The sequence below is a fragment of the Sporomusa sp. 246TCP1 genome (genome assembly GCF_057319775.1).
Genome location: NZ_CM170492.1, coordinates 746,725 through 766,770, shown reverse-complemented (window position 1 = coordinate 766,770; position 20,046 = coordinate 746,725). Strand labels below are relative to the sequence as shown.

The window sequence follows — 20,046 nt, the reverse complement described above, 5'->3', positions numbered from 1 at the left end:
ACGAAAGAGATTTTGTTTCTTCCGCGGTACCACCTTTGTTTCCGGCATAAACAACAGCCAGACACTCACATTGCCATTACGTGGCAAAACCGGCTGTACCTACTCAATTTTTCAACACAGCAGTTCCCGGATGACTTTCAGCTTGCGCACTGAGAAACCTTGCAGCCAAAGGCTTCCTCTCTGAACAGTCGCATTAGCGTACTCTTCCGTTCATCACTATTCATCATATATAATTGACCTTATTATACCTATCACAGTGGACAGTGTCAAGTTTTAACCGGTTCATTTTATAAGTGCTCAGCCTAAGTTAAATCTTTTGTGAAACTTAGTACAAATTTTTTTCTAAAAAGAAGGAAAATTAATTATAATGTTGAAGTTCATTATTGAATATTAAAAATATTATGTTCTTATTATCCGTTTTCCCTAGTAGTTTCTATACTATCACAAGGAGTGTGAACACAGTTAATGGTAAAACTTACTATTGATGGACAAGTCATCGAAATTGCCAAAGGAAGCACTGTCTTAGAGGCTGCCCAGCAAGCGGGAATTACTATTCCTACATTATGCCATCTTGCTGATTTAACCCCTGAAGGGGCCTGCCGCGTCTGTGTCGTAGAAGTGGAAGGAGCCAAAGGACTGGTTACCGCCTGCACCTATCCGGTATCTGAAGGGCTGGTTGTACGCACCAACTCGGCAACCATCCGTGAAGCACGCAAAAGTGTAGTTGAGCTTATGCTTGCTAACCATCCACAAGATTGTCTGTCCTGTCAGAGCAACCTGAATTGTGAGTTGCAGTCATTGGCAAACCAATTCGGTATCCGCGAAGTTCGTTTTGAGGGCGCTCGCCGTAAATATGCTGTTGATGACAGCAATCCCTTCATTATTCGGGATAATAACAAATGTATTCTTTGCGGACGTTGTGTCCGTGTTTGCCGGGAAGTACAATGCTGCGATAACCTTGAATGGACAAACCGTGGGTTTGATACCAAGATAGCACCAGCTTTTGACGAACCCATGATTGATTCGGCGAATTGCTTATTTTGCGGAACCTGTATATCGGCTTGCCCAGTAGGTGCTTTGACCGAAAAGCCTATGCATCATGCTGGCTTGCCTGATAAAAAAGTTAAAACAACCTGCCCCTTCTGCGGTGTAGGCTGTAACTTCGATCTAAATGTAAAAGACGATAAGGTCATTGGCGTTACCTCCAATCTAAGCAGTCCGGTTAATGGTCGTCTTACCTGCGTTAAAGGACGTTTCGGTACTGACTATATCCACAGCCCTGAACGCCTTACCACACCATTGATTAAGAAAGACGGCGAATTTGTTGAGGCAAGCTGGGATGAAGCACTTGATCTAATTGCCAGCAAATTTGGTGAAATAAAAACTACCTATGGTGGCGACGCGATAGGAGCACTTAGTTCTGCCAGATGTGTTAATGAAGATAACTATATCATGCAAAAATTTATGCGCGCAGCGATCGGTACCAACAATGTCGATCATTGCGCCCGTACTTGACACGCTCCCACTGTGGCCGGTCTGGCCACTTCATTCGGCTCTGGAGCAATGACTAACTCTATTAATGAAATTCCCCACAGTAAAGTTTTATTTGTAATTGGAGCTAACCCAACCGAAGCCCACCCTGTCATTGGCGCAAAAATGCGGCAAGCCCTTCGCAACGGTGCTAAACTCGTAGTAGTTGATCCGCGAAAAACCGAGCTGGCTGGCAAAGCCCATGTTTGGCTGCGTTTGAAACCAGGTACTGATATTGCATTAATTAACGGCATTATGCGCATCATTATCAAGTCCGGCTGGCAGGATAAAGCCTTTATTGAATCCTGCACCAACGGGTATGAGCAAGTTGCTGAAACAGTTGAAAAATATACCCCCGAATATGTTGAAAACATCACCGGCGTACCAAAAGATTTACTGCATGAAGCGGCTAAAATCTATGGTACTGCTGAAACAGCACAGATTTTTTATACCCTGGGAATAACCGAACACGTATGCGGTACAGATAACGTTATGAGTTTAGCCAACCTTACCTTACTGACAGGTAACATTGGCAAACCTAATACCGGTGTAAATCCGATGCGTGGCCAAAACAACGTACAAGGTGCCTGTGATATGGGTGCTTTGCCGAATGTTTATACAGGCTATCAGAAAGTCAATCTCCCAGAGGTTCAAGATAAATTTGAAAAAGCATGGGGAGTTAAACTATCGAACAAAGTGGGACTCATGATTCCAGATATGTTCGATAAAGCCGTTAGCGGCGAACTCAAAGCCATGTATGTTATGGGCGAAGATCCGGTGCTAACTGACGGCGATGCTAATCATGTACGCAAAGGACTCAAGAATCTGGATTTCCTTGTTGTACAAAATCTGTTTCTCACGGAAACAGCCAAGTTAGCTGATGTTGTTTTACCAGGAGCTTCCTTTGCTGAAAAAGACGGCACCTTTACCAATACAGAACGTCGCATTCAACGAGTTCGCCAAGCCATCAACCCGATCGGCAACAGTCGTGCAGACTGGAAAATTTTAGTCGATTTGTCTACACGGATGGGCTATTCGATGTCCTACAATGATGCGAGTGAAATCATGGATGAAATAGCTTCTCTCACCCCAAGTTTCGCGGGTGTCTCCTATGATCGTCTGGAAGAAAAGGGTCTACAATGGCCGGTTCCGGACAAAAACCATCCTGGTACCCAGTATCTGCATGCCAATGGCAAATTCACTTGCGGTATAGCCAACTTTAAGGCTATTGACCACCAACCGCCTGGCGAAGAACCAGATTCTGAGTATCCGTTCCTGCTAAGCACTGGCCGAATTCTTTATCACTACAACATAACTACCCCTGGTTACTCAAAAACACTGACTGACTTCCGTTCTGAAGAGCAAGCCATGCTGCATCCTGATGACGCAAAACGTCTGGGAATCCAGGATCAAGAAATCATTAGTGTGTCCTCACGCCGCGGCAAAGTACAAACCAAAGCGTGGATTACAGACCGTGTACTGCCGGGAGTTATCTGGATGTCCTTCCACTATCTCGCAACCCCAACCAATGAACTTACCAGTGGTAACTTAGACAAAATAACCAAAACCTACGAATATAAAGTATGTGCAGTCAAAGTCGAGAAGCTTAATTAGTAGTAAAACATAAAATCTGTGGCACTTAGCTAAGTGCCACAGATTTTTTTATAGCAGAGGCTATTATTACCGCAAAGTACGCAAAACACACTAAGGTTCTTTGTGGTTTTACAAACCTAACCCCATAGCCCAAAACCAAACCTATGAATACCTTTTCCTTTTCACACATTGCATTCCATCGACTACTTCAGCATACAAATCACATTTGTATGCTATTTTTTGACAACTACTTGCACTAAGATTCATCCTGCATTTATAATGGAACCTGTATATGCGATTAGATAAAGAAAAGAGGTAATTAATACAATGATTCCAGTAATATCAATTGTGGGACGGTCTGACTGTGGTAAAACTACCTATTTGGAAAAATTAATTCGCGAAATAAAACTGCGTGGCTACAAGATTGCCACAATAAAGCATGATGTTCATGGTTTTGACATTGACAAGCCTGGTAAAGATACCTGGCGTCATGCGCAAGCAGGGGCCGATATTGTTTGCATCTCCTCACCAGAAAAAATGGCAATGATAAAAAAAGTAAACAAAGAATTACTGCTTGAAGAAGTAGCCGCCCATATTAATGGGGTCGATATTATCTTTACAGAAGGCTACAAGCGAGAAAGTAAGCTTAGGATTGAAGTATTCCGCAAAGAAGCCTGTGAAAGCCCGCTATGCTCAAAAGAAGAATTACTGGCAATAGCTTCTGATACAACTATCTATGATGATATTCCTCATTTTTCAGTAAATGATCCTGCTCCTATGGCTGATTTCTTGGAAAAAGAACTCATGCAAAAAAATAAATAAATCCTGACTCGTATGCTAGATAAATTCAAGATACAGGAGGAATATGACTCAAAACCGCTTAGAATGAATAATTTTAAGCGGCTGTTTCTTTCTACGAAGATATTCTCTTTCCCTTTAAACATCTGCCAATAAGATAATCTCAACCTCGGTACCTACCCTTAGTGGCGGCGAATTCTCCGGAATAACAATCAGCGCGTTGGCGGCCATAGCCGATTTTAACATACCATTACCTTGAGCACGTGATGGTTCAACTAAAATATCTGTATCAGCCTGCCAGCACCGTGCCCAAACAAAACGTTTGTCACCTGTCTTTTTCTTAAAAGGAGAAGCCAATATGCCTTTAATTCTCGGTCGCCACCACACCTTACGCCCGGCCATTTTCATAAGCATAGGACGCCCCAATTGTTCAAAAGAAATTGCTGCTGCCGCCGGGTTACCTGATAAGCCCAGAAAGAGTTTTCCATCACGAACCCCGGCTAACACAGGCATTCCAGGTTTCATGCTCACTCTATCAAACAGCAAGGTAACGCCTAATTTTTTGTATACTTCACCAATAAGATCGTAATCCCCTACCGAAGCACCGCCGGTAGTTACAAATACATCACAGTCGGAGGCACTTTCTAATAAATGCGCAATTTCATCAATATTATCGGAAGCGTTACCTAAGAATACTGCCTGTCCACCTGCTTCAGCTACTTGCGCACTAAGCATATAACTATTGGAGTTACGAATTTTACCTGGTGCGAGGGGATAATCAATAGGTATAATCTCACTACCTGTAGCAATAAGTGCTACTCGTGGTTTACGAAAAACATAGGGCTGGCTTTTACCGAGGACGGCTAACATCCCCATTACCCCGGCATTTATGATCGTCCCCTGGGCAACAACCTCTTCCCCCTGAAATATTTCATCTCCCTTTAAACATATGTTTTTTTCTAGGCTTCTGCCATCTAAAATACTGACACTATCGCCATTTACAATCGTGTCCTCTAAACGAATTACGCCGGTAGCTCCAGGCGGTATAGGTGCACCTGTCATGATGCGACTGGTTGTTCCGGCACTAATAGTTTTACTAGGGTTTCCGCCTGCCGGAATATAGTCAATTTGCTTGAGCATTACTGGATTTTCGGAAGATGCAGTAGTCACTTCCTCGGCAATCATAGCATAACCATCCAGCGGCGAGCGATTAAACGGTGGAAAGTCCATGTCAGAGGTTACTGTTTCTCCTAAGATACGTTGCCAGCATTCTTGTAATGCCACTCGTTCCTTGGGCATTACTGTAACTAAATTTAATAAAATTTCCTGAGCAATCTCCAGTTTTACTGACACTAGATTATTTCCTCCTTTATTTTTCACGAATTAACCTGCTAAATTCCTCTGACTCGTTCCGGATGGCTATATACGTTTAAACGTTCACCCCGCGCAAAGCCAATAACCGTTACACCAAGTTCTTCAGCCATATCAAGGGCCAAAGTGGTAGGAGCTGAGCGAGCAATAAGGACCGAGATATTCATTTTACTGACTTTAAGCAATATCTCTGAGGATACCCGTCCGGAAAAAACCAACACTTTATCCTGAGTACTAATTCCTTCCATTAGACAACGACCATACAACTTGTCAAAAACGTTGTGCCGCCCAATATCTTGACTCCAACAAATCAACTCTCCACCAGCGGCCAACGCACCTCCATGCACACCGCCGGTGAGGCGAAAAGTTTCCGACGCTGCCTCTAATAATTTGGAATAGTGCATAGCCTCGCCAGGTGTAATTGTTAAATCTGTCGCCACTGTCTTCGCGGTCAAAATATCATTCACAAAATAAAAGGCACTGCGCCCTTTACCACAGCAAGCAGTCAGATACCGTTTTAAAAACATCTTTTCGGCGGCAATCTGACCTGAAGTTGTGGTAACATGTATGACACCTTTATCTGTATCAATAGCAAGAGTTTTGATATCATCAACCGCCTGGATAATACCCTCTGTAGCCAGAAAACCTACCACCAAATAATTTTCCTCACCAGCGGCAGCTAACATGGTAACAAGTTCCTTGTCATTCAAATAGATCGTAAGCGGTATTTCTTCGACAACCGGTTCCTCTGTCTTGATAATCTCCTGTCCACGAATTTTAATAACTGGATAATTACTCGTTCCTTTGAGTGCATCCATAAGCTCACTCCTTTTGGGTACGTTCCCGGTACAATTCCTTTAACCTGGCCGTAAAACAGCCAGGCCCAATTTGCTGTCTGCCAATTGGGCGGTCGTCAAGCATCTTTACCGGAATCACTTCCATAATAGAACTTGTTAAAAATATTTCATCAGCCTCGGCTAGCTCTTCAGGTTTAACTGGCCTTACTTCTACAGGCATTCCTGAAGCCTGTGCCATTTCAATAATACAATTCCGGGTAATGCCAGGTAAGATCCCACTATTTTCATCTGGTGTAATCAACCTGCCTGCGGTAACAAAAAACAGATTACTCATTGAACCTTCGGCTACAAAACCGGCAGTATTGAGCATAAGGGCTTCCTGAGCCCCCCGCGCTTTGGCCTCATTTTTAGCCAGAATATTGTCAAGATAGTTAGCTGACTTTATCCTTACCAGGGGCGAAGATAAGTTGCGCTGTAGCGTAACCGTAGCTATGCTCCAACCCTCTGGCGGCAGCGGCGCCGGCAGCGGCAAGGCAAACAAAATTATTGCCGGTTGACCGCAACTGCCAGGGTCAGGCCGCGGGTTGCCGCTTCCTCTTGATACAGTCAGACGTACTGAAGCATCTGTTAGCTGATTCTCGTTTAGCACGCTCGTAATAGCCGCCTTGAGTTCAGCGTGCGAAGGAAGTGTCGGCCACAATAAGTAATCTGCTGCATCTTTCAGGCGATCTAAATGTTCTTTTAATCTAAACACCCTGCCATTATAGACGCGCATAGTTTCAAATAAACCATGTCCATAAAGAAATGCATGGTCTAAGGGAGAAACAGCATATTCGTCGGCTGAAATAAGCCGTCCATTGAAATAAATAATCATTCTATCAGCCGCCTTTCGCGTTAGACCTGATAACCTAATGACCGCATAAGTGCCCGTGCCTTATCCAAACTTTCTTCATACTCAAGCTCTGGTATAGAATCGGCTATTATGCCGCCACCCACCTGATAGTACGCATACTCACCTTTAATAACAAAAGTCCGAATAACAATATTTAAATCCGCATCGCCGTTAAAATCAATATAACCAATAGATCCAGTATAAATGCTGCGACGTACTGTCTCAAGCTCATCAATAATTTCCATCGCGCGTACTTTTGGTGCGCCGGTAATAGAACCTCCGGGAAAAGAGGCCATAAGTAAATCAACAATATTTTTGCCTTCAGATAGTTTGCCGACTACTGTCGACACCAAATGAAATACTGTCGCATACTCTTCCAACCTGATTAAATCAGGCACACGGACACTGCCAAATTCACATACTCTCCCCAAATCATTGCGCTCAAGGTCGATAATCATAACTAATTCGGCTCGATCTTTCTCACTGGCAAGCAGTTCTTCGCGCAATAACCGATCAGCCTCAGGATCTTTGCCCCGCGGTCTTGTACCTTTAATTGGCCTGGTCTCTACCCGGTTACCAGTAACTAACAAGTAGCGTTCCGGCGAAGAACTGGCCACAATTACTTCGCCAAAATTCAAATAGGAAGCAAAGGGCGCCGGGTTAATATGCCGCAAATACCGGTATAACTCATAAGGCGGAACCGTTACCTTGGCCTTAAATCGCTGAGTCAGGTTAACTTGAAAAATATCGCCAGCGGCAATATAGTCGATGCCCTTTTGTACCATTGCACAGTGGCCCTCACGGGTAAAGTTAGATTGATAATCACCCTCAGGCACTTGCGGCTCAGGCACAGGTAAAGGTTTAGCCTGAGCAACTAGTGCCGTTAACTCTTCAATACGACTCTCTGCATGCTGCTGCCGGAGCAGTTCATCCTGCTCCGGAAAACCATTAGCGGCAACATAAGCCTTATTAGTATGGTGATCAAAAATCAGTACAGTATCATAAAAGCCTAACATACAATCAGGATTATTTAGGTCATCTATACTAAAATCCGGAATAGTTTCCAGTAAATAGCCCATATCATAACCAAAATAGCCGATAATTCCACCTGTTAAGGGTGGTAACCCGGAGACCTTTTTGGTTTTATATATTGCAAGCAACCGCTTTAACTCAGCAAAAGGATTACCCGCAAAAGTGCGGTCGCTGCCCTTTTTCTCAATGTGTATTGTCTGTCCTTTACTTGAGAACACCAGAAATGGGTCACGGGCAATAAAGGAATAACGCCCCATACCATGAATGTCCTTGCCACTGTCTAAAAATACACTATAAGGCTGCTGTGCAAATAGCACAAACACCTCAGCAGGCGATAAAGTAAGAGTTATTTCACGAATAATTGGTGTCGGTTTCATTTACCGGCTGGCCCCTTTCTCTGGCTTGTCCAGTTTGGGTTTGAAGCGAGGAAGTTAAGTAACATGGCATGTCCATTTTCGGTAAGAATAGACTCAGGATGGAATTGTACACCTTCAATCGCAAATTGTTTATGACGAATACCCATAATTTCGCCTAATTCGGTTTCGGCAGTAATAGCAAAGCAATCAGGCAGAGACTCTTTTTTTACAATTAGCGAATGATAACGAGTAGCTGTCAGCGGACTTTTTATGCCGCTAAAAACGCCTTTGCCATCATGATAGATAAGTGAGGTCTTACCGTGCATCAATCGTGGTGCCCGAATTACATCACCGCCAAATGCCTGTCCAATAGCCTGATGTCCAAGACATACGCCAAGAATCGGAATTTCACCCTTAAAATGATCAATAAGTTCAAGACTAACTCCAGCTTCATTCGGTGTACAAGGGCCAGGTGAAATAATAATATGGTCTGGCGACAACTCTTTGATCTGAGGAATAGTAACTTTATCATTACGAAAAACCCGAACATCTTCTCCCAGTTCGCCAAGGTATTGAACGAGGTTATAGACAAAAGAATCATAGTTGTCGATCATTAGTATCATCTGCCATTCCTCCTCGGCATTATTATACCAGAATTACTACTAAATTTACTATCTCATAATGAAATGGGCCAGGGCGAACCCTGACCCATTTCTGTTTGAATTAGCAGTACTACAAACTCTGCTTACCATTTGCAAAATACATTTCCACAGAATCATACTTTTTCTTTTCTACGAATACTGGAACATTACCAACTGCGGCAAGAATTGCCTTTTGCCCCTCAGTTGCGAAACCATCAGTATATAAAACATTTTTGTTGTTCGGCCAGTAAACCATTGCCCCAAAATCGGCTGCGTCCATGCCGGCATAATTGGAAACTTCACTGGCAATTGCTGCTCTGACATCAGCAATAGTATCATATTTAATGCCTAAGCTATCTAGGGTTTCAATCAATATTTGCAGCGTAGCTTTACCCGTTTTAGGTTGAATTGCCGCACGCACTGCCTGGATGCGACGGTCGCTCCGGGTGTAAGTGCCATTTACTTCAGCACTGCTTACCAGTGGAACTACCATATCAGCGGCAGTTGCTGTCTTGGTCATGAACATGTCATAAACAACCAGGAAGGACAGTTTTTGCAATAAGGCAAATTCTTGCGGATATGCGGCCGGATCCTCGCCAATAACCACCAATGCCTTAATTTTACCGCTTTCAATACCCTGAGCTACAGCGCTGACTGGCATCACAAAGCCCATGTCAACTGCACCCTGCGTATTGTTTTTGGTTCTTACAAGTATAATTCCACGATATGCAGCACCAATTTTACCAGTTAACACTGCCGCATAAGCCATTAGTTTTACCGCTTCTGCACTGACAGTGTCCTCATCAATTACAATGAGTGGTTTTGCTGCTTTCGCATATTTTTGGGCCAAAGCCTGTATTTCTTCACTGACCTTAACATCAGCCAGCGATGCTTTTAATTCGGCAAAACCTTCGGTTTTTTCAGCTACTTTGTTCTCATCCACACCCAAGTTCAGCAGCGCCTTAAGGAATACCTTCATATCTGCAGTATTTGCCAGTGATTGAGGCCAAGCTACGCTACAAACACCTGACAGTCTGATTTTGAAATCCAGTACTGGATGGTTTTCTTTAACATTGCCTAAAGTTAACACAAAGTCGCTATTATCAAGTTCGGCATAACTATTTGTGGAGGCATCATATCCTAGTACAGAACCCAGACCACTGCCACCATCGACACTGTATGAAGTCTTAATGGTTGTATTTACGGCATCAGCAAGCTTTCCAGCCAAGAACAATTCTTCATTGGTTAGCCGCGGAGATACGACTACACCAACACTGTCTTTACCATAAGCAGCGACAACGGCCTGCAGACGTTTAACCACTTCCAAATTGGCTTCGTTCCAGTCTACTTTGACATACTGTCCGTTACGTTTGATAACCGGTGCTGTCAGTCGGGCTTTATCATTAGCATAACCAAGACCGAATTTACCGCGCTGACACAACCAGCCATCGTCGTTAACCCTGTCTGGAGTAACACGGAATACAACGTCACCTTTATACTCTATATTAACGTTGCAGCCTACGCCGCAGTAGCCGCAAACCGAGGCCATGCTGTCCATATTGGCCGGTATTTGCTTATAGCTGACTTGTTTTTCCATACAGGCACCAGTCGGGCAGACATCGACACACTGACCACAAGATATACAAGCTGTCTCACTCAGCGGCAGTTTAAATTCCGGCATAATAACTGAATCAAAACCGCGGCCTACCAGGCCAATGGCAGTTGCACCAACAACCTCTTCACAAACACGGACACACAAACCGCATAATACGCATTTGTCCGGATTACGCTCGATGAATGGATGATTATCAAATTCAGTTGTTTTGTGGCATTCAACCTGGCTGTCTTTTTCCGTATTAACGCCATAATCCTGAATATATTTAATAAGCTGACATTCGAAGTAGTCACGGCAACCGCATTCCAAACAACGCTTGCTTTCGCGCAGAGCTTCTTCTTCAGTAAAGGTTTTTGCGACTTGCATGAAGCTCTGGTTTCTTACGTCAGCGTCTTCCACTGTCAGGCTAACCCTAGGCGCCTTGGCTCTGTCGGCCAAGTCAGCTGCAGTTATGTCCTTTTGAGTGAAATACTGACTATCGGCATGTGGTACCAAGCAGCCGTTAAGATAACTGTCAATTACTTGGGCAGCGTTTTTACCTTGGGCAATAGCATCAATAGCGATCTTCGGACCAGTGACAGCGTCGCCGCCGGCAAATACTTTGTCCTTATTAGTAGTAAATGCACCGCCGTTGACAATAATATTACCGGATTTATCGGTAGCTATATCTTTTATATTGCCGATCACTGTTTTTTGACCGATTGCGGCAATGATTCTATCGGCTTCATATACAACAGTTTCACCGGTAGGCTCAGGTTTTCTCCGACCGGAAGCATCCGGTTCACCTAACCGCATAATTTCACATTTTAAGGCTTTGGCCTGACCATTTTCACCCAATACTTCGACCGGCGCCACCAGCAACTGGAATTTAACGCCTTCTTCCTGGGCTTCATGAATTTCGATTTTTTCAGCCGGCATTTCATCAATGGTTCTGCGGTAGATAATGGTTACTTCTTCAGCACCCAGCCGCTTTGAAGTACGGGCCACGTCCATAGCGGTGTTACCGCCGCCCACTACCAATACTTTGCCGCCTAAGGTAATATTGTTATTCATGGTGACTTCCCGCAGAAAATCTATGCCGCCAAGAACGCCTTCCATGTCTTCACCTTTGCAACGCAGTCCCTGACTCTGCCAGGAGCCAATTCCCAGGAATACAGCATCATAGTTGTCATGCAGATAATCCAGACTGACATCATCGCCAATCTTGGTATTATAAATAATCTCTATGCCCATTTTCGTCATTAGCGCCACTTCAGCATCAAGCAAAGCTTTGTCTAACCGGTATTGCGGAATACCGTAACGCAGCATACCACCGGGATGAGGCATAGCTTCATAAATTACGACCTTATGGCCATCACGCGCAAGAAAATAAGCAGCAGTGAGTCCAGCAGGACCAGCACCCACAACGGCGACTTTTTTACCAGTCGCCGGCTTCATCGGCGGCTGATATTGGTTTCCATTGAGGTCGACCTCAGCAACAAAGCTCTTTAATTGAGCAATAGAAATTGGTTCTTCCACCAATTCGCGCCGGCATGCTGTTTCACAAGGATGTGGACAAATTTTCCCAATACTGGCCGGAATCGGCATTTTATCTTTAATGAGTTTTAACGCTTCTTCATACTGTCCATTAGCAATAAGGCCAACATAACCCTGGCAATCGGTTTGCGCCGGACATGCCAGCATACATGGCGGTCTGCAGTCACCACGATGGTCTGAGGCTAATAATTGCAAGGCAGTTTTCCGAGCTACAACTGTTCTGCTGGTATCTGTTCTAATAACCTGACCGTTTTGCACAGAAGTTGCACAAGAACGGACGAGTTTAGGGCTTCCTTCCACTTCTACCACACAAAGTCCACATGCGCCATATGGCTGGATTCTTTCATCATGACATAAATGCGGTATTTCTATTCCATGTTCAGCAGCGGCCTGTAGAATTGTTTGTCCTGCCGACACAACTATCTCACGGCCATTTATATTTATACTAATTTTGCTCATTATTCACCACTCCCTTCTACTCGACACAAACTGCGTCTAATCGACAAACGCTCGCACAGTTTCCACATTTGGTGCACAATGCCTGATCAATAACATGTGGTTTTTTCTTTTCGCCGGTAATAGCTTGTACAGGACATTTTTGAGCACATAAAGTACATCCCTTACAGTTATCTTGATTGATAGTGTATGTTAATAATGGCTTGCAAGACTTAGCCGGACATTTCTTATCTCTGATATGGGCTTCATATTCATCCCGGAAATAACGGATAGTTGTTAATACCGGATTGGGCGCTGTTTGACCAAGACCACATAATGACCCGTCTTTTATGCTAATAGACAGTTCTTCTAATTCTTCAATATCACCTTCACGGCCTTCGCCTGCGGTGATTCTTTCCAGAATTTCCAGCATTCGTTTCGTGCCGATACGGCAGTAGATACATTTACCACAAGACTCTTTGACGGTAAAATCCAGGAAGAATCTTGCCATGTCAACCATACAGGTAGTTTCATCCATAACGATCATACCGCCGGAACCCATGATAGCGCCGGTTTTATTGATCGAATCGTAATCAACAGGAGTATCCAGTAATTGTTTGGGTATACAACCGCCGGATGGTCCACCCATCTGTACTGCTTTAAATTCCCTGTCGTTGAGAATACCACCACCGATATCATAAATAACTTCCCGCAGTGACATCCCCATCGGTACTTCAACCAAACCGCCATTTTTGATTTTTCCGGCAAGTGCAAATACTTTAGTGCCTTTGCTTTTCTCGGTGCCATAGGCTGCATAGGCACTGCCGCCATTATACATGATCCAAGGAACATTGGCAAAGGTTTCAACGTTATTAATATTGGTAGGTTTTCCCCAGAAACCAGACTGGGCCGGGAACGGCGGTTTAAGACGCGGCATGCCCCGCTCGCCTTCCAGCGACGCAATCAATGCTGTTTCTTCGCCGCAGACAAAAGCTCCGGCTCCTTTTTTAATTTTCATATCAAAGGAGAAGTTGGTCCCCATAATGTTTTTGCCCAACAAGTTGCGCTGTTTGGCATCAGCAATCGCAATTTCCAATCTTTTTATTGCCAGAGGATATTCAGCCCGGCAATAGATGTGACCTTCATTGGCACCAATTGCATAACCGCAAATAGCCATGCCTTCTAAAAGAGCATGCGGGTCACCTTCCAGTACGCTGCGATCCATGAACGCTCCGGGATCTCCCTCGTCGGCGTTACATACTACATATTTGATTTCGCCTTTTGATTGTCTGGCTGCATTCCATTTGAACCAGGTCGGGAAACCTGCGCCGCCACGGCCACGCAAACCTGCTACCTTGATTTCTTCAATAACTTCTTCCGGAGTCATCTCTTTAAGTGCTTTCGACAACGCTTTGTAGCCATCATTTGCCTTATATTCATCCACATTTTCCGGATCTATTACTCCACAATTTCTTAACGCAATCCGCACTTGTTTGGCTAATATGGCATATGGTTTTTCTGTTGTGGATACAATATATTGAGTAAGAGGTTGTCCACCAATGATATGACTGTTGAATATTTCTGTAGCCATATCGGCAGTTACGTTAGCATAACTATATACCTTGTCACCATCAAATACATCGACAATCGGTTCATAAAAGCACATGCCAATACAGCCTGTTGGCAACAGTTCAATTTCTTTACCATGATTTTTAATTTCTTGGGCCAGTCTGTCCATTACTTTACGACCGCCGGCAGCAATGCCGCAACTGCCAAGACCTACTCTAACCTTCACTTACAACACCGCCTTTCTCGGCTTCTGCTATATCCTGTAAAATCTTTCTTACGCTGGTTGGCGTAAGTTTGCCATAAGCTTCACCATTGATCATAATTACCGGTGCCAAGCTGCAGCACCCTAAACAAGCAACATCCTCCAGGGTAAATAGTCCATCAGCAGTTGTTTGGCCGGGAGTAATCCCGAGTTCATCGCAAATAGCACTGCCTATCGCCTTGGAACCAAGTACATGGCAGGCTGTACCCTGACACTGCAGGATAACATATTTGCCGACAGGATTTAACCTGAATTGCGAATAAAAGGTCGCTATCCCATAAATCTTGGCCCGTTTATTATCAGTATTATCTGCTATTGCCTGCAATGCGGCTAATGGCAAATATCCGTAGATTTCCTGAGTTTTTTGCAGTATCCCGATAATACTGCCGGCTTTACCCGCATATTCTTTGAATACGGGTTCGAGCAATGTCAAATCTATTTTATCGGCGGGAAATTTTGTTTCGAGCTCTTTTTCGCACGAATTACACATAATTCTACCTCCTCGTAATTCCCAGTATCTTACGCCTCATATTTAGTTGTATATACAATATAAGATAAATAGTTAGTGAGGTCAGCTGGTTTCAGCTGACCCCACTACTAGGAAACGGCTTCGTCTGAAAACCTAAAGTATATATTTTCACTACAAAGTAACATTCCCTAACTTTATACTTTTGGCCTTGGTAAGAATCCAGCCCCCTTAACAATGTCCGGTAAGGCTGCTTCCCAACCAACAGGCATGATGTGAATACCAGCTACTCCTGGAATTTTCTTGAGTTGGTTGCACAATTCAATCGAAACCTGGATACCCTCTTTTTTCGGGTCCTCTGCTTTCTTCATGCGCTCAATCAAGCTGTCGGGGATTTCCATCCCAGCAACGTCTTTCTTCATGTACTGCAACGCTTTTACCGAACGTACAGGCAAAATACCAGCAGTAATCTTCGTTCTTTCATGAATACCACGGGCTACTACCATTTCCATGAAACGGGCAAATTTTTCAACATCAAATATTGCCTGCGTTTGAATAAAGTCAGCGCCTGCGTTTACTTTCTTTTCAAGACGAATGGCCCGGAATTCAAACGGATCACCAAACGGATTTTCTACGGCACCGATAAAAAACCGTGGTTCATTGGTCTTAATAGCAGCATCAGACAGGAGTTTTTTCTCGTCACGCATTTTTTTAACCATGGCAATTAATTGCACAGAGTCAACATCATATACATTCTTACAGGTCGGGTGGTTACCAAACGATTGATGGTCACCGCTTAGACACAAAACATCACGAATTCCTAAGCTATAGGCACCAAGTAAATCGCTTTGCATTGCAATGCGATTACGATCCCGGCAAGTCATCTGAATAATCGGTACTCCGCCGCCCTTCAAAACATGAACACCTGCCGCAATACTGGATAACCGTACAATAGCCGTTTGGTTGTCTGTGAGGTTAAAGCCATCAACAATATCTTTAAGTTCAACGGCATGATGCTCTAATTCATGACCATCAGAATGTTGCGGTGGTCCAAGTTCGCCTGTCACCACAAAATGCCCCAGAGAGTACAGTTTTTCCAATTTACTGTCTGTTTTCAAAACAGCTTGTTTATCAATTGCTACTTCGCTCATAACCGCACATCCTCCCTCACAATTTTGCGAGGACCGCCGTCTCTGTTTTTTGACCAGTCTTTAGCCGGTAATACTTCTGTCATCATGTCCAGACGTCCTTGGCCTTTTAGGCGGTCATAGATAAGCTGCCATGCACAAGGAGTATCTTTGCTTACTTCACATACCCCATTCTGTGAACCACCGCAAGGGCCGTTTAAGAGACTCTTAGAACATCGGATTATAGGACATACACCACCTGTTTTGGCAAGCACACACTCGCCACAAAGCATACAGCGTTCTTCCCAAATACCGTGTTCAACAGTAGCACCCGCAAATTTAGTATTTTGACCAGGAACAAAGATGATGTCAGGATAGGTTTCCGCCATGAACTGCACGCCAACGCCGCAGGCCATAGACACAACAACATCTACATCCTTGAGATGCTCTTTAAACCTGACCACATATTCAGGATCACATTGACGCTCATAGGTAGCTGTTTCAATTTTCACAGGATGCCCGTCAACTTCCATCTTCATTCGAAGAGCACTGGCCATAATATCAGTTTCTTTCTGTCCACCGGACAGACATACAGTAACACAGCCGCCACAACCGGCAACCAGTACTTTTTTTGCGCCTTTTATGGCTTTTATGGAATCAGCAATTTCTTCAATTGGCTTGATTTCTGCAACTATCATATCGCTTGACTCGTCTCCTTTCTAGGCCTTCCGGGCCTTAAGCGGACTCGGACCTAACTTTTCAAGCAGTCCGGCCATATCCCGGGCGATCTGGGCGAAACGTGGACCATGAGTTCCAGATACATTATACATAACTAGGCGTTCTCCGCCAACTCCCACTTGATCCAAAATTTCTTTGATGTGCTCCAAACGTTTCCGGGCACGGGAACTGCCTTTCACGTTCATGCACTCATGCTCAGGACAGCCAGCGACAAATACAGCGTCAGCGCCTTTTTCAAACGCCTCTAACAGCAGTCTGCCGTCAACTTTACCAGCACAGGGTAACTCGACGGTCTCGATGGTAATGCTAACATCAGCTGGTGGGCCAAGGTCAGAGCTAATTAGTGCGCACATACGACAAACAAATCCTACTACTTTAACATCACTCATAGTTAACCCACCTCCGTCAACGCGGTCTTAACCCGGGCCAGTACCTCATCATCTTGATAATGATGTACGAAAATAGCCTTATTCGGGCATTCTGATGCACACATGCCACAGCCGCGGCAATCGGCAGGAGAAATGTAGGCAGCGCCCATTTCTTTTTTCTCACGCGTAATTTGCGGAATTGTATAAGGACATGTCCGCACACAGGTTAAGCAAGCTGCGCATTTTTCCCAATCTACTTCAGCTACCATACCGCCCATCATTAACGCAGGTTGAGCTAAGATACGAGCAGCACGTCCAGCTACCCCTTTGGCCTGAGTCAAACATTCGACAACTGATTTTGGACCATGAGCCGCACCAGTAATAAAGATGCCGCCACCGGGGAAAGCAATTGAGCCAAAATTAGAGTGAGTTTCTGAAAGGAAACCATCGTCATTTACCTGGATTTTAAAGAGATCGGCAATCTGAGCTGCTTCCGGAGTTGCCGTTTGAGCAACAGCCAAAATCACTTGGTCAGGCTTTAGGTTTAGCTCCAGACCAGACTGCGGATCATTTATTTGCATCGCGAGATTACCAGCACTATCTTTTACTAATACCGGCTTATTAGTTTCTTCATAGTGAATAAACACTACACCCGCTTTACGTGCTTCGCGGTATTTCAATTCAAGGTAGCCTGGTGTACGAATATCGCGTGACAAAACATACACTTTAGCTTCAGGATTTTGCTCTTTAATTTTAGTCGCCGCAAATACCGTTTCCCCGCAACAAGTACGGCTACAGTATTTATGCTCCTCATTACGGGAGCCAACACATTGTACAAAGACGTAAGTAGCTTCCCCTTTAGCCGGTATACGCCCGTCTGCCAAGCGATGCATAGCCTCAACACCGGTAATCACACGCTGATCCTGACCATATAAATATTCAGAAGGAACATAGGAGGTAGTACCAGTAGCCAGAATAACTATTCCATGCTCTACTTTTTTAGTTGTTTTTCCGGTCGCAACTGTTGTAATGAAGTGACCTTGGCGACCACTAAACTCAACAACCTCTGAATTGATTAGAACCTCGATCTTGTTATTTTTCCGAACTTGATTTTCCATTTTATCAATGGTCTGCTTGAGCTCTTTGGTCTCTAAACAACCAGTAAGATCACGAACATATCCACCAAGCTCAGATGTTTTTTCAACAATAGTACAACCAAAGCCGCGGTCAGCTAATGCCAGCGCAGCAGCCATACCTGAAACACCGCCGCCAACGACAAGTGCACGAGATACTACAGGCTCAGCATGCCATTTAAGTGGCTTATATGTTTTGACATCACTCACTGCACGGGTAGTAACCTGCATAGCAGCACTGGTAGCCTTATCTGTTTTTCCTTCCCAAACTTTTACGGGCACAGCAGCCATTTCTACAAGCATTCGGTTTAAACCGGCAGCTTGTATAGTTTCTTGGAACAGGCTTAAGTTATGCTTTAATACACAAGGTGCAACAACAATACGATTCAGTCCTTGTGTAGCAATCAGTTTTTGCATTTTGGCTATCGCCTCAGGCTGACATACTGCTTGCTCACATTCCACCACAGTTACATCTGCCTGTTTTTTAGCAGCAGCAATCACCGCATTAACATCAGCACCCATGGCGGCTAAACCGCCTTTACAGAGGAATACACCAACCCGTACAGGTTCCTTACTGATATCACGCTCCGGTACTGGTTTGCGAGTTGGTCGCGCTTCCCCTTTTCCAAGAGCTTTGGTTGTAGCCGCAGCTGCTGCACTTGCCAATGCCATGGTTTCAGGAACATCAAGCGGCCCTTGGCTGCCACCAACCGAAAAAATACCTGGTTTCTTAGTTACCACTGGATCAAGCGGATCTGCCTGAACAAAACCGAACTCATTCAATGGTATTTGCAATATTCCAGCAGTTTCTTTTAAACGGGCAGATGGACGAATACCTGCAGCCAACACAACCAAATCAAATTCTTCCTTAACCGGTTTACTAGCCGCAGCATAGTTAATTGATAATCTTTCTGTTACCGGGTCTTCTTTTACTTCAGAAATCATAGTACGTATATATTTAGTCCCTAACTCCTGCGCGCGCGATAAAAAGGTATCAAAGTTTTTGCCGCATGCTCTTAAGTCAAGATAATAGACGGTAACGTCAGTTTTGGGAGCAAATTCTTTGGCCAGTATGGCTTCTTTAGCAGTAAACATACAGCAAATAGCTGAACAGTATTCACCTTTGGATACTACATCCCGGGAACCTACACACTGTATAAAAGCAATTTTTTCCGCACATTTTCCGTCTGACGGGCGTCTGATACAATCTGAGCGATAGCGGCTTTCGGATAAGAGATGTTCAAACTCTAGGCTGGTAACAACATTTTTATAGTACCCGTATCCTAATTCGCCTTTTTGGGAAACGTCATACATGCTGAAACCGGCTGCCAGAATAACCGCTCCGACGACAAGTTTTTGGGTAAGCTTGCCGGCTTTGGTATCGCTGATGGTAGCCTGGAAGTGACCTACATCCCCTTGTAATTCGACCAGCTTAGCACTGGTATAGATATGCACAAGTGGATTATTAGCGGCGCGGGTAATAAGTGAACCCAACACCGTACTGGATGCATGAAGATTGCCACCTAAATACAAAGCAGAAATATTTACCTGATCGCCCCATACGCAAGCAGACTGCTTGCTTTCTGAAGAATCAACTAATTTCCCGCCAAGATTTACTTCATCTGTTACCAAATGAACAGGGTATCCTGCCCCAGCTAATTCCAGAGCCGCCTGCAGACCGGCAATGCCACCGCCAATAACGAGCACATCCTTTTGCATGGCTCTCACTGCCTTTCGCTAAAATATCCTATTTTGCCATCATCACCTAGCTGATATAACCATAGAGA

General features: G+C 44.3%; 14 protein-coding genes and 1 other annotated feature (1 of these 15 only partly in view). Of the genes, 2 read left to right on the top strand and 12 right to left on the bottom strand.

All coding sequences use genetic code 11. The features are described 5' to 3' along the window. Nucleotides 1–223, bottom strand: a binding site (T-box leader) (it extends 7 nt beyond the left edge of the window). Between the two features lie 242 nt (nt 224–465). After that, on the top strand, nt 466–3,144 hold the full coding sequence (gene fdhF / locus AC1ECB_RS03625) for a formate dehydrogenase subunit alpha (RefSeq protein ID WP_485669271.1): 2,679 nt from the start codon (nt 466–468) through the stop codon (nt 3,142–3,144). Nucleotides 3,145–3,450: 306 nt separating this feature from the next. Beyond that, nucleotides 3,451–3,945: a molybdopterin-guanine dinucleotide biosynthesis protein B gene (gene mobB / locus AC1ECB_RS03620; RefSeq protein ID WP_485667502.1), complete on the top strand. Its 495-nt coding sequence runs from the start codon at nt 3,451–3,453 to the stop codon at nt 3,943–3,945. 114 nt (nt 3,946–4,059) lie between these two features. On the opposite strand, the gene AC1ECB_RS03615 is transcribed toward mobB, so the two are convergent. From AC1ECB_RS03615 to AC1ECB_RS03560, 12 genes are all read right to left on the bottom strand, one after another. Next, complete coding sequence (locus tag AC1ECB_RS03615; protein WP_485667501.1) at nt 4,060–5,274, bottom strand: molybdopterin molybdotransferase MoeA; 1,215 nt, start codon at nt 5,272–5,274, stop codon at nt 4,060–4,062. A 38-nt stretch (nt 5,275–5,312) separates the two neighbouring features. After that, complete coding sequence (fdhD, locus tag AC1ECB_RS03610) at nt 5,313–6,110, bottom strand: formate dehydrogenase accessory sulfurtransferase FdhD (RefSeq protein WP_485667500.1); 798 nt, start codon at nt 6,108–6,110, stop codon at nt 5,313–5,315. Between the two features lie 4 nt (nt 6,111–6,114). Then, the gene (locus AC1ECB_RS03605; protein ID WP_485667499.1) at nt 6,115–6,963 is read right to left on the bottom strand and encodes an aminotransferase class IV; all 849 of its coding nucleotides are present in this window, start codon (nt 6,961–6,963) and stop codon (nt 6,115–6,117) included. 20 nt (nt 6,964–6,983) lie between these two features. Next, nucleotides 6,984–8,390 (bottom strand): aminodeoxychorismate synthase component I, encoded by a 1,407-nt coding sequence (pabB, locus tag AC1ECB_RS03600; RefSeq protein WP_485667498.1) that lies wholly within the window; start codon nt 8,388–8,390, stop codon nt 6,984–6,986. Beyond that, nucleotides 8,387–8,992, bottom strand: coding sequence for an aminodeoxychorismate/anthranilate synthase component II (gene pabA / locus AC1ECB_RS03595; RefSeq protein WP_485667497.1), 606 nt, complete (start codon nt 8,990–8,992; stop codon nt 8,387–8,389). The genes pabB and pabA overlap by 4 nt, the downstream gene beginning before the upstream one ends. 109 nt (nt 8,993–9,101) lie before the next feature. Next, entirely contained in the window at nt 9,102–12,620 is a 3,519-nt protein-coding gene (locus AC1ECB_RS03590) for an FAD-dependent oxidoreductase (protein ID WP_485667496.1), read from the bottom strand. A gap of 16 nt (nt 12,621–12,636) precedes the next feature. Beyond that, nucleotides 12,637–14,391: an NADH-ubiquinone oxidoreductase-F iron-sulfur binding region domain-containing protein gene (locus AC1ECB_RS03585; RefSeq protein WP_485667495.1), complete on the bottom strand. Its 1,755-nt coding sequence runs from the start codon at nt 14,389–14,391 to the stop codon at nt 12,637–12,639. Then, nucleotides 14,381–14,917: an NADH-quinone oxidoreductase subunit NuoE gene (gene nuoE, locus AC1ECB_RS03580; protein WP_021167189.1), complete on the bottom strand. Its 537-nt coding sequence runs from the start codon at nt 14,915–14,917 to the stop codon at nt 14,381–14,383. Before nuoE ends, AC1ECB_RS03585 begins: the two co-directional genes overlap by 11 nt. Before the next feature lie 173 nt (nt 14,918–15,090). Continuing rightward, nucleotides 15,091–16,044, bottom strand: coding sequence for a methylenetetrahydrofolate reductase (locus tag AC1ECB_RS03575; RefSeq protein WP_485667494.1), 954 nt, complete (start codon nt 16,042–16,044; stop codon nt 15,091–15,093). After that, the gene (locus AC1ECB_RS03570; RefSeq protein ID WP_485667493.1) at nt 16,041–16,718 is read right to left on the bottom strand and encodes a methylenetetrahydrofolate reductase C-terminal domain-containing protein; all 678 of its coding nucleotides are present in this window, start codon (nt 16,716–16,718) and stop codon (nt 16,041–16,043) included. The genes AC1ECB_RS03575 and AC1ECB_RS03570 overlap by 4 nt, the downstream gene beginning before the upstream one ends. Nucleotides 16,719–16,739: 21 nt before the next feature. Then, a complete protein-coding gene (locus tag AC1ECB_RS03565; RefSeq protein WP_145098336.1) occupies nt 16,740–17,147 on the bottom strand; it encodes a hydrogenase iron-sulfur subunit in 408 nt (135 codons plus the stop codon). Nucleotides 17,148–17,149: 2 nt separating this feature from the next. After that, entirely contained in the window at nt 17,150–19,978 is a 2,829-nt protein-coding gene (locus AC1ECB_RS03560) for an FAD-dependent oxidoreductase (RefSeq protein ID WP_485667492.1), read from the bottom strand. Nucleotides 19,979–20,046: the final 68 nt, after the last annotated feature.